Annotated in this window: 10 protein-coding genes; all 10 read left to right on the top strand. The window is 45.3% G+C overall.

Going from position 1 to position 11,708, the window contains the following annotated elements; translation table 11 throughout:
• The first annotated feature begins 49 nt into the window (after positions 1–49).
• The 10 genes from nifB to BUB77_RS24335 all read left to right on the top strand — a co-directional run bounded on the left by nifB (position 50) and on the right by BUB77_RS24335 (position 11,699).
• Positions 50–2,920, top strand: a complete 2,871-nt coding sequence (nifB, locus tag BUB77_RS30590; RefSeq protein WP_073279770.1) for a nitrogenase cofactor biosynthesis protein NifB — start codon at positions 50–52, stop codon at positions 2,918–2,920.
• A gap of 26 nt (positions 2,921–2,946) precedes the next feature.
• A complete protein-coding gene (locus BUB77_RS24295; protein WP_073279771.1) occupies positions 2,947–3,255 on the top strand; it encodes a 2Fe-2S ferredoxin in 309 nt (102 codons plus the stop codon).
• Positions 3,256–3,314: 59 nt separating this feature from the next.
• Positions 3,315–4,286 (top strand): homocitrate synthase/isopropylmalate synthase family protein, encoded by a 972-nt coding sequence (locus tag BUB77_RS24300; protein ID WP_073279772.1) that lies wholly within the window; start codon positions 3,315–3,317, stop codon positions 4,284–4,286.
• Positions 4,273–5,079 (top strand): beta/alpha barrel domain-containing protein, encoded by an 807-nt coding sequence (locus BUB77_RS24305; RefSeq protein ID WP_073279773.1) that lies wholly within the window; start codon positions 4,273–4,275, stop codon positions 5,077–5,079. The genes BUB77_RS24300 and BUB77_RS24305 overlap by 14 nt, the downstream gene beginning before the upstream one ends.
• A gap of 273 nt (positions 5,080–5,352) precedes the next feature.
• Positions 5,353–6,711, top strand: a complete 1,359-nt coding sequence (locus BUB77_RS24310) for an aldehyde dehydrogenase family protein (RefSeq protein ID WP_073279774.1) — start codon at positions 5,353–5,355, stop codon at positions 6,709–6,711.
• Between the two features lie 67 nt (positions 6,712–6,778).
• Positions 6,779–8,095: an acetyl-CoA hydrolase/transferase family protein gene (locus BUB77_RS24315; RefSeq protein ID WP_073279775.1), complete on the top strand. Its 1,317-nt coding sequence runs from the start codon at positions 6,779–6,781 to the stop codon at positions 8,093–8,095.
• Positions 8,096–8,099: 4 nt separating this feature from the next.
• Positions 8,100–8,507: an acetyl-CoA hydrolase/transferase C-terminal domain-containing protein gene (locus BUB77_RS31065; RefSeq protein ID WP_073279776.1), complete on the top strand. Its 408-nt coding sequence runs from the start codon at positions 8,100–8,102 to the stop codon at positions 8,505–8,507.
• 41 nt (positions 8,508–8,548) lie between these two features.
• A complete protein-coding gene (locus BUB77_RS24325) occupies positions 8,549–9,439 on the top strand; it encodes a LysR family transcriptional regulator (RefSeq protein ID WP_073279795.1) in 891 nt (296 codons plus the stop codon).
• Between the two features lie 110 nt (positions 9,440–9,549).
• A complete protein-coding gene (larA, locus tag BUB77_RS24330) occupies positions 9,550–10,845 on the top strand; it encodes a nickel-dependent lactate racemase (protein ID WP_073279777.1) in 1,296 nt (431 codons plus the stop codon).
• A gap of 65 nt (positions 10,846–10,910) precedes the next feature.
• Positions 10,911–11,699, top strand: a complete 789-nt coding sequence (locus tag BUB77_RS24335; protein WP_073279778.1) for an electron transfer flavoprotein subunit beta/FixA family protein — start codon at positions 10,911–10,913, stop codon at positions 11,697–11,699.
• Positions 11,700–11,708 lie beyond the last annotated feature (9 nt).

Here is an 11,708-nt window from a genome sequence, read left to right on the forward strand (position 1 = left end):
AATTCTGGAATATCAAATCATAGATTTGATATTCAGGAAAGGAGTTAAAATGAGAGAAGCGCTTGTTAATCTGAATGTTAATCCATGTAAGATGTGTATGCCTATGGGTGCGGTAACTGCCTGCTACGGTATTAAGAAATGCATGTCCATTCTCCACGGTTCCCAGGGATGCAGTACCTATATCAGAAGGCATATGGCTACTCATTATAATGAGCCGGTGGATATTGCCTCTTCTTCTTTAACGGAGGAAGGAACTGTTTACGGAGGAGAGCAGAACCTCATCAAAGGCCTTAAAAACCTCATAACTATCTATCAGCCGGAGGTTATTGCTGTCGAAACTACCTGCCTGGCAGAGACCATTGGTGAGGATATTGAAAGAATTATCGATAAATTCCGCAGTGAATACCAGGAAGCAAGGGATATTGAGATTATACCGATACCATCGGCAGGCTATGCAGGCACCCAGTTTGAAGGCTACATGAAGGCACTTTGCCAGATCGTGAAGCATGTTAAAATGGAGGAAGAGAAAAACGGAAAAATCAATGTGGTAACATCGCCCCTTTCACCGGGGGATATCCGGTATTTGAAAGAGCTTTTGGAAAGCTTTTCACTGGATTATATCCTGCTTCCTGACCTCTCTGAGAATCTGGACGGGGTATACCAGCCTGATTATGAGAAGCTTCCGGCTAAGGGCACGGATATCAGGGACATCAGGAAGATGGCAGGAGCTGCTTTTACCATAGAGCTTTCTTCTTTTACAGAGGAGAATCCTTCCGTTGCGGAGTATCTGTATGAGCGTTACCAGGTTCCCTATGAGAAATGCAATGTTCCGGTAAGCTTAAGAGATAACGATAAGCTGGTAAAATTGCTGGGGAAGCTTTCCGGCGGAAAAATTCCGGAGAAGCTGAAAAAAGAAAGAGGACGTTTCCTGGATGCCATGGTGGATGCCCATAAGTATAACGGTGAAGCCAGGGCGGCAGTATTTGGTGAGCCGGATTTTGTATACAGTACCGTCCGCTTATGTGTGGAAAACGGCATCCTTCCGGTAATTGCCGCTACTGGCTCCAAATGTCCGTCCCTTAGGGAAAAGCTTAGAGACGAGATAAAGGAGGTTGCTGACCGTTATTTTTGTACGGATTATGAAATCCTTGATGATACGGACTTTAAGACCATAGAAGAAAAGGCAGGGGAGCTTTCTGTCAATGTATTAATTGGCAATTCTGACGGCAGAAGGATATCGGAAAAACTGGGAATAGAGCTTGTGAGAAGAAGCTTTCCGGTCCATGACAGAGTGGGAGGACAAAGGCTCAGAACCGTTGGCTACAGCGGCGCACTGACCTTCCTGGACGATATCTCCAATGTCATACTTGCAGGAAAGGAAAAGGGCTTTCGTAAGGAAGCGTATGACAAATATTACCATGAGGATCAGGAGGAAGTAAATGAAGAAAAGCAAGAGGATATAGGCTTTATGAAGGTGCTGAAAAAAAAGCCTGCTGAGGGAAAAGACACGAGTGAAATAGAAATATCTGAGAATGTGAAAATCACCGAAGGAAGAAAGATTCCGGAAAACATGCAAATTCCGGAAGGCATGAAGGTCCATGAAATGCAGATTCCCGAGGACCTGGAAGTTCCAAAAAGAATGGAGGCTAAAAGAACAGAAGTTCCGGCAAAAACGGATACTACAGGAAAGTCAAAAACCCCGGAGGAAAGGACAAAAACCCATCCCTGCTTTAACTGCAGCGCACATGATTATGCAAGAATGCATCTTCCCATTGCGCCGAAATGCAATATCAGCTGCAATTACTGTGTAAGAAAATATGACTGTCCCAATGAAAGCAGACCGGGTGTTACGACTCAGGTATTAAGCCCGGAGGAGGCTTGTGAAAAATACAGGGAGGTGAAGAAGAAGGTTCCCAAGCTCTCCGTTATCGGCATAGCAGGACCGGGAGATGCCCTTGCCAACTTTGAGGAAACGAAGCGCACCCTGTCTCTCATACGCCAGGAGGATGAAGAGGTCACCTTCTGCCTTTCCACCAATGGGCTGATGCTTCCCCAATATGCCGGGGAGCTGATCAGGCTGGGAGTGTCCCATGTTACCGTGACAATGAATGCTGTGGACCCAAAAATCGGAGCCCAAATATACCGTCATGTAAATTACATGGGCAATTCCTATTTTGGAGAAACAGCGGCAGCTATTCTGATGGCAAACCAGATGGCAGGAATCCGTATGTTGGCGGAGGAGGGAATTATCTGCAAGGTAAATATCGTAATGATAAAAGGCATCAACGATGAACACATTCCCGATGTTGTTAAAAAAGTAAAGGAATTAGGAGCGTCCATTACGAACATTATGCAGCTTATCCCCGTGGAAGGAAGTGTTTTTGAAAATATTCCCCTGGTCAGCAATCAGGAAATCATGGCCATGAGAAAGAACTGCGGTGAAACCATGAAGCAGATGTACCACTGCAAACAGTGCAGGGCAGATGCTGTCGGAGTATTGGGAGATGACCGCTCCCTTGAATTTAATGCCTGTCATAAGGAAGAAACTGAAAGGGCAGCAGAGGAAAAAACAGAGGAAAAAGGCGTATATGTAGCGGTTGCTACCAAAAGCGGAATTCTTGTTGACCAGCATTTTGGCCAGGTATCGGAGCTTTATATATACGAATACCGGAGCGGAGCCGCATGCTTTAAAGAAAGACGGGTAGTTGATAAGTACTGTACCGGTTCGGAAGAATGCGATTTAAAAGAAGACAAAATCACCGCTATCTTAAAAACCATCTCCGACTGCAAGGCTGTTATCGTAATGAGGATCGGAGAAGCCCCCAAAGCGAAGCTGAAGGAAAGAGGGATAGAAGTATTTACCACGTATGACCGGATAGAAGCTTCCGTAAAGAAAGCGGTGGCGGAGCTGAAGATGTAATTTTAATATCGAAAGGAGAGCTATTTATGGTAAGTCCGAAATATCATATATTTGTATGTACCAGCTGCAGAATAAACGGGGTACAAAAGGGGTTTTGCTTTTCCAAGGATTCTGTTGATATCGTTCAAAAATTCATGGAGGAAGCAGGGGACAGGGACTTGTCCGGTGATGTAATGATAACAAATACCGGCTGCTTTGGAATCTGTGACAAGGGACCGGTTGCTGTGGTTTATCCGGAAGGAGTCTGGTATGGTAATTTAACGGAAGACGATGTGGAAACCATTATGGAGCAGCATATTGAAAACGGCATTCCGGTAAAGGAGCTTATGATATAAGAAAATTAGGTCAGGGGATAGGAACCAGCGGTTTATGAATTCAGAGGGGAGATGGTAATATGCTTCGTATTATTGATAACACATTGACTGGATTTGACCATTGCTTGCCGTCAAAGGAGGAGCTACAGCTTTTTTGCAGGCTGCTGACGGAAATCGGAATAGATGCCATTGAAATTTCCTTGTCGGCCTATGAGAGAATGGAGCAGCTGCCGGAGGAAGGAAAATATATACTGCGGATGGATTATTTGGAAGATATGGCGGAATACCCCGGATTTTACCGGTATACCTGCCATTTTTATGATAATCTGGAGAATATGATACCGGAAATCCAGATAAATGATACCAGAGAGCTGATAAAACTGAGGGCTCTTAATCATTGCAAGGAGCTTCGCATTGCAGGGCTTGATGACCTGATGTGCAATAGTTCCGATAAGGCGATGGAAGAAATACGAAAAAGCCTCCCTAATACGAAAATCATATTAAATCCTGAAAATACCTACCACTGTGCCAGCGCCCTGGCAGTCCAGTGGCTCTTAAGCTATGGCAGTGATGCTACGGTAAGCTATGCCGGACACAATAATAACGGTGCAACGGAAGAGGTCATGATGGCCCTCCGCCTGGCAGCAAGGCATAAGACAGGGAAGGATTTCACCGTACTTCCAAGGCTTACGGCCCTATATGAAGGAATAACCGGGAAGATAATTGGAAATAAGAAACCGGTAATCGGCAAAAGTATTTTTAAGGTTGAGTCCGGTATCCATGCCGATGCAATGAGTAAAAACCCGGCAATTTATGAAGCCTATGAACCTGCCTGTGTAGGCGGCAGAGCAGAGCTTGTAATCGGGAAGCACTCAGGCAGCAAAGCTGTTAGAATGAAATTGGAAGAGCTGAAATTACCGGTGCCGGATGACGAAGGAATTCAAAGGATATTGGACTTTATAAAGGGGATTTGCGCCGTCAACCGCAGCAGCCTGTGTGATGAGGAATTTGCTGAAATAGCAGTGAAGGTGGGTGCCAATGAAAGAGGTTAAATACATCGTTGATACGACCTTGCGGGATGGGGAGCAGAGCCCCGGTATCGCTCTTCGAAGAGAGGATAAGGTTAAGATTGCAGGGCTTTTAGACAAGATCGGAGTATATGAAATTGAGGCGGGAATTCCGTGCCTTGGAAAGAGGGAAAGCGATTGCATTTCGGAGATTGTTTCCTCTGTCAAGACTGCCAGGATATCGGTCTGGAGCCGTATGAATGCGGAGGATGTGAGGCAGTCTCTAATTTGTAAGCCCCATATTCTGCATATCGGAACACCGGTTTCCTATATTCAGATATATAGTAAGCTTAAGAAAAATAAAGCCTGGGTGCAGAAGAATATTCTGGATTGTGTTGATATCGCCTTAAGCCAGGGAGTGGAAGTTACTGTCGGACTGGAAGATGCCTCAAGGTCCGACATCGGCTTTATTTTAAGTCTTGTAAAAGAGCTGAAAAAAGCCGGTGTCAGAGTCATCCGCCTTGCTGATACGGTTGGTGTTCTGACACCGGGAAGGACCAAAGAGCTTGTAGGAACAATCAAATCCCATTGCGATATCGAAGTCGAAATGCATGTTCACAATGATTTGGGAATGGCAGTTGCCAATTCTATCGTAGGAGCGAGGGCAGGAGCAGCTTATATCGACTGCACGCTGTTTGGTATCGGTGAAAGAACCGGGAACTGTAATTTTTATGACTTTATCCATGCCAGTGATGCAATCTTTCAATTTGCCATGTCCAAGAAGCAGGTAAGGCAGCTGGAAGAAGAGTGCTACGAGCTTTTAAAGGGGGCTATGTAAATTATATTGTCAGGAGCTTACCGCTTTCGGCCACTTTTTTTGTATGCTGGCCGTTATTTTTATCCAGCCGGTTAAGGGATAGTAGTATTCCTTAACCGGCTGGATTTTTGTTGTGGTCTGTTTCATTTTTTATAAATGTGTTTTTGGTTGTATATGAATATCCTATCGTTTACAATAAAAAACTAGTATTTCTAATTTTTGAGAAAAAGTGTTAAACTGGTATCAGAAACAATGTTAAAAAATTCACTAACTACAATGAGGGAGGAAACAAAAATGAACCAAATTATTCAGTCACTGGTAGAACGTTCCAGAAAAGCGCAGCAAATTTTATACACTTATAATCAGGAAAAGACGGACGAAATCGTAGAAATGTTCGCAAGCGTTGTTTTCAATCATGCCGAACCGCTGGCAAGGATGGCTGTAGAAGAAAGCAGAATGGGCGTATACGAGGATAAGATTACGAAAAATAAGGAGAAAGCAAAAACAATCTGGAATTCGCTGAAAGGAAAGAAGTCCATAGGCATCATTGGAAGAGAGGAAGAGGCAGGGCTCATTGAAATAGCAAAACCAATGGGAGTCATTGCAGCAGCAATGCCGTGCACCAATCCGATTATAACGCCCATGTGCAATGCTATGTTTGCTGTCAAATGCCAGAATACCATTATCGTAGCTCCTCACCCCCGCGGCAAAAAATGTGCTATGGCACTGGCAGAGCTTTATTATAAGGAATTAGACGGCATGGGAGTTCCAAGAGATATCTTTCTGGTGGTGGAAGAGCCAACGATTGATTTGACCACGGAATTGATGTCAGCCTGCGATACGGTCATAGCAACCGGCGGTATGGGAGTTGTGAAATCTGCCTATTCCAGTGGAAAACCCAGCTATGGGGTTGGACCTGGAAATGTCCAGGGGCTGATTGATGAAGGAATCGATTACAGGGCGGCAGCAGGCCGTATGATAGCCAGCCGTATCTTTGATAATGGGATTCTCTGTACCAGTACCCAGAGTATCATTGCTCCTGAAAAGGATTATGAATCCGTTATCAAGGAATTTGTGGCTCAGGGTGCTTATTATATTGATGATCCGGCAGTGATTGCCAGTCTGTCAGAGGTGGTATTCCCAGGCGGCGTCATCAATAAAAACGTAGTTGGGCAGTCGGTTAAGACAATTGCGGGACTGGCTGGTATCTCCATTCCGGAGGGAACCAAGGTCATTATTGTTAAGCCGGAAAGACATGGCGCCGGTGTGGTATGGAGCAGGGAGAAGATGTGTCCCATGATGACGGCCTATAGCTATAAAACCTGGGAAGAGGCGGTTCAGATTGCTTATGATAACCTGCTGGTAGAAGGGGAGGGCCACACAGCAGATATCCAGTCTGACAATCAGGCACACATCGAATATGCAGGTGTGAAGCTGCCTGTAAGCCGCGTGGTGGTGAACCAGAGCTGCTCCGTCATGGCAGGAGGTGCTTTTGGAAATGCACTGAATCCCAGCGCAACTCTTGGCTGCGGAAGCTGGGGCAACAATGCCATCAGCGAGAACCTCTTCTATACCCATCTAATGAACAAGAGCCGCATCGCCTTTGTCAGGAAGAATTGGAAACAGCCGTCCGATGAGGAGATTTTTGCGTAGGAGAGCCGGTATAGGAAGGAAGTATTTTGTTTTTATGATGTAATTCTGCCGGGGAGGTTACATAAGTATGGATTGGAAAGAGATATACCTATCAAGACTTAAAACGATGGAAGAAGCCGTAAAGCTTATAAAATCCGGTGACCGTGTGGTTATTGGCCATGCGGCAGGTGAACCGGTGAAGCTGGTTGATACAATGGTAGATTATGCAGTAATGGCTGACTTAAAAAATATTGAAATTTTCCAGCAGGTGGATATGGGGCACTCCCTTTACACCCAGCCTGGTATGGAACTGCATTTCAGAGAAAACAGCCTGTTTTTGGGAGCACGGACAAGAGACTGTGTGAACAGCGGGCGGGGAGATTTTACACCCTGCTATTTTTACCAGACTCCTTCTTTTTTCCGAAATGTGAAAAAGCCCGATGTGGTTTTGGCTACCCTATCCCTGCCTGATGAACATGGCTATTGCAGCTTTGGAGTATCCTGCGATTATACAAAGCCGGCAGCAGAAACAGAAGGGGCAAAGGTGATTGCCGTTGTCAATCCCAATATGCCAAGGACCTTAGGAGACAGCTTTATTCATGTGAGGGATATTGATGTGATTGTGGAGGACGATACTCCGATTCCGGAGCTTGGGCTTCCTCCCATCGGTGATGATGAGATGGCAATCGGAGAACACATTGCATCTTTGGTGAATGACGGTGATTGTTTACAGCTTGGAATTGGAGCCATTCCCGATGCCGTTTTAAAATTCCTTGGAAATAAGAAAAATCTTGGTATTCATTCTGAGGTAATTTCAGATGGGGTCATTGAGCTTTATGAGCAAGGGGTAATTAATTGCAGTGCAAAGAATTTTAACCGGGATAAAATGGTAGCATCATTTTTTATGGGAACCCGGAAGCTCTATGACTTTGCGGACGATAATCCCGGCCTGTACATAGCACCGGTGGATTATGTCAATCATCCTGCAATCATTGGAAAAAATGATAATCTGGTATCCATTAATTCGTCGATGGAAGTAAATCTTATGGGAGAGGCCTGTTCCGAGGCCAAGGGACTGGAACAGATTTCCGGAATCGGCGGGCAGGTTGACTTTATCCGTGGAGCCGCCTTTTCCAGGGGCGGAAGATCCATTTTAGCGTTTCCTGCCACGGCCGAAGAGGGAACCATTTCAAAGATTGTGCCATTCCTGACCCAGGGAGCCACAGTAACAGCTTCCAGAACGGATGTGGATTATATCGTTACAGAATATGGGATCGCGAAAATGAAAGGTAATACTTTACGGGAAAGAGCACATCAGTTAATCCGCATTGCAGCACCTCAGTTTAAGGATGGTTTGGCGGAGGAATTTGAAAGACGTTTTGCTGAAAAATATCAGGAGGTGTAGCTTTGTGGATTGGAAAAAAATCTATGATTCAAAGGTGAAATCCCCTCAGGAGGCCGTAAAAATCATTCATTCCGGGGATAGGGTGCTAATTGCTCATGCGGCGGCAGAACCAGATACGCTTGTGAGTGCAATGGTTGAATATGCGGCTGGGCAGAATTTAAAAAATATCAATATTGTTCAGCAGCATGATATGGGAGCCTGTCGGTTTTTTGAACCCTCCTTTCTGACGGAGGGTACGGCGGTTACTACCAGCAGAAACGATGTGGATTATATCGTAACGGAATATGGAATTGCCCATTTAAAAGGAAAATGCTTAAGGGAACGGGCCAGGGAACTAATAAAGATTGCCGCACCAGCCTTTCGGGAAGAATTATCTGGAGAATTTTTAAAACGCTTTGGAAAAGATTTCTGATCGGCAGGAAACACTTAAGATTGTATGAAAGAAGTGGGGATATGACAGCTAATTTTGAGCATTATAAAGTCTTTTACTATGTAGCCAAATACAAAAATTTCACCAGAGCGGCCAATGCCTTGGTAACGAGCCAGCCATCCGTTACATATTGTATGCAGAATCTTGAGAGTATGTTAGGATGCAAGCTGTTTATACGATCCAGAAAAGGTGTTACTTTGACAGCCGAAGGAGAACTTCTTTACAGCTTTGTGGCCCCTGCCTGCAAACAACTGATGCAGGGGGAGGAAAAGCTGAGAGAATTAATGGGAGAGCAGCATGACCGTATCAATGTAGGGGCAACCCAGATGGCTATGCGGTCTTATCTGGTGGAAAAACTAAAGATATTCCAGGAGGAGTATCCTCAGGTTAAGCTTAATATCTTCAATTATAATACGGAGCCGACACTAAGTGAGCTGAAAGCCGGAAAGATAGATCTGGCTATTGTTACCACTCCTATTGATTATGAAAAGAGACTGAAGGTAGTTGAAGTCAAATCCTTTAAGAGCATACTGGTGGGAGGCCAAATATATAAGGAATATGGGGAGCGGAAAATGTTTCTTTCAGAAGTCGTGAAACTTCCTCTGATCACCATGTCCAGTACCAGCACCACCTTTGGCTTTCTTCAGGAATTTTACCGTTCCTGCAGTCTTACCATGCAGCCGGCCATTGAGGTCGCCACCATGGATCTCATTATTCCGGTTATCCGAAAGAATCTTGGGATTGGATTTGTTCCGGAGGAGTTTGCCGGACCATTTCTTAAAGCGAAGGAAATTCTGGAAATAAAGCTTCATGAACAGATTCCGGAGCGTAAAATCTGCATTGTCAGTGATAACAACAGACCCTTAAGCGTAGTAGCCAAAGAACTGCAAAACATGCTGGAAGGTAAGAACTAAACCAGCCAAGGGTCTTAAATACCGTCCTCACCCACTGCTTCAGAAGGTGGTGCCGGGCGAAAAGCCGGTGTATCAATACAATGGATACTCAATAAGGAGGAGTAAGAAATATGGCGGTTGTGGAACTGCCCTTCGGAAGGGAAAAAATCAATGTGAATATTCCTGACAGCAGGTTAAACGGGCTTCTTATTTCAGGGGCTCACAGCTATCAGGCAGATGGGGAGGAAGAGGAACTGGTCCGAAAAGCCATGGAACACCCCATACATTCCCCAAGGCTTAAGGAACTGGTTAAGGGAAAGAAAAGTATTGTCATGATTGCCAGCGACCACACCCGGCCGGTTCCAAGCCGGGTGATAACACCTGCAATCATAGAGGAAATCAAGGAAGGAAATCCCCAGGCCCAGCTTACAATCCTAATAGCCACCGGATTTCATAGATCCACCACCAGGGAGGAATTAATTGATAAGTTCGGACGGGAAATTGTTGACAGGACGGATGTTCGTTTTGTTGTTCATGAAAGCCGGAAGGAAGAGGATATGGTTTTCATAGGCACCCTTCCTTCGGGAGGAAGGCTTTTGATAAACCGGATAGCGGCAGAGGCAGATGTCCTTTTTTCAGAAGGCTTTATAGAGCCTCATTTCTTTGCAGGCTTTTCCGGCGGAAGAAAAAGCGTGCTGCCGGGAGTCTCAAGCGGGGTGACAGTCATGGCAAACCATTGCTCGGAGTTTATTGACAGCCCATTTGCAAGAACCGGTATTCTGGAGGGAAATCCCATACATAGGGATATGGTATACGCCGCCGGGAAGGCAAAGCTGTCTTTTATCGTCAATGTAGTACTGGATGAAAACAAAAAAGTGATAAAGGCCTATGCAGGCCATTTTGACGAGGCTCATAAGGAAGGCTGCAGATTTGTGGACCAGCTCTCAGGAGTAGATGCCATTCCGGCGGATATTGTCATTTCTACCAATGGCGGATATCCCCTGGATCAGAATATATACCAGGCGGTAAAAGGCATGACGGCAGCGGAGGCCACCTGCAATCCCGGGGGTGTCATCATTATGGCAGCAAGCTGCAGCGACGGACATGGAGGCCAGTCCCTTTATGATACCTTTGCAAGGGGAGAAGATAAAAATGCAATCATGAAACGGTTTCTTGACACGCCTCGGGATAAAACCGTACCGGATCAGTGGGAGGCGCAGATTTTGTGCAGAATCCTTTTGAAATATAAGGTGATAATGGTTACACAGGCTCCCAGGGAAATGATTTGTAATATGCAGATGGATTATGCAGACAGCGTAGAGGAGGCAATTTCTATGGCAGATCATTATCTTGGCAAGACTGACGGGAAAATCACGGTCATTCCCGACGGGGTTTCCGTTATTGTCAGGAAAAGACGGCTTTCGTAAATTGCCGCCTGGATGCCTGGCTTTCAAAATGCGGAGGCGGATTTAATAAGAAAAGGAGAAAAGGAATGAAGATTCTTGTTTGTATCAAGCAGGTACCTGACAGCAATAAGGTCGAAGTGGATCCTGTTACAGGAGTGTTAAAAAGAAACGGAGCGGCTTCAAAGATGAATCCCTATGATTTGTATGCCATTGAAACTGCCCTTTGGATGAAAGAGAAAGCGGGAGGTAGTGTCGATGTTATTTCCATGGGACCTCCCCAGGCCATGCAGGTAATAAAAGAAGCGTTTTCCATGGGAGCAGACAGGGGAACACTTTTGTCAGACAGACGTTTTGGAGGAGCTGATGTTCTCGCAACCAGCTATACCCTGGCACAGGGAATTAAGGCAATGGGAGAGTATGACTTGATTCTTTGCGGTAAGCAGACTACAGATGGGGACACCGCGCAGGTAGGTCCGGAAATATCGGAATGGCTGGACCTTCCAAGTGTATCCAATGTTGTGAGAATCCGAAAGCTTGAAGAAGATGGAATTACAGTAGATATGGATCTTCCCGATGAGGTAGAGGTGGCTAAAGTAAAATTTCCATGCCTTTTAGCAGTGGAGAAGGATATCTTTCAGCCAAGACTCCCTTCCTATGTAAAAAAATCAGAGACGAAGGACAGAGAGATTCAAGTCCTTACCCTTGATGATATGAAGGATAAGGACGAAATGAATTACGGCCTGAACGGATCACCCACTCAGGTACAGAAGATATTCCCTCCGGAAACAAACGATAAAAAGGAAGTATGGGATGAATCAGGAGAGGTGCTTGCAAAAAAGCTGTTTAACAAAATTGAGGAGCTGAAATTTGTTTAGGAGGTGAAA

Source organism: Anaerocolumna jejuensis DSM 15929, from assembly GCF_900142215.1.
Lineage (GTDB): Bacteria > Bacillota > Clostridia > Lachnospirales > Lachnospiraceae > Anaerocolumna > Anaerocolumna jejuensis.

Excerpts from the sequence above, each read along its gene's own strand:
- nifB (WP_073279770.1), top strand. The coding sequence starts at position 50 with ATGAGAGAAGCGCTTGTTAATCTGAATGTTAATCCATGTAAGATGTGT.
- BUB77_RS24295 (WP_073279771.1), top strand. The coding sequence starts at position 2,947 with ATGGTAAGTCCGAAATATCATATATTTGTATGTACCAGCTGCAGAATA.
- BUB77_RS24300 (WP_073279772.1), top strand. The coding sequence starts at position 3,315 with ATGCTTCGTATTATTGATAACACATTGACTGGATTTGACCATTGCTTG.
- BUB77_RS24305 (WP_073279773.1), top strand. The coding sequence starts at position 4,273 with ATGAAAGAGGTTAAATACATCGTTGATACGACCTTGCGGGATGGGGAG.
- BUB77_RS24310 (WP_073279774.1), top strand. The coding sequence starts at position 5,353 with ATGAACCAAATTATTCAGTCACTGGTAGAACGTTCCAGAAAAGCGCAG.
- BUB77_RS24315 (WP_073279775.1), top strand. The coding sequence starts at position 6,779 with ATGGATTGGAAAGAGATATACCTATCAAGACTTAAAACGATGGAAGAA.
- BUB77_RS24325 (WP_073279795.1), top strand. The coding sequence starts at position 8,549 with ATGACAGCTAATTTTGAGCATTATAAAGTCTTTTACTATGTAGCCAAA.
- larA (WP_073279777.1), top strand. The coding sequence starts at position 9,550 with ATGGCGGTTGTGGAACTGCCCTTCGGAAGGGAAAAAATCAATGTGAAT.
- BUB77_RS24335 (WP_073279778.1), top strand. The coding sequence starts at position 10,911 with ATGAAGATTCTTGTTTGTATCAAGCAGGTACCTGACAGCAATAAGGTC.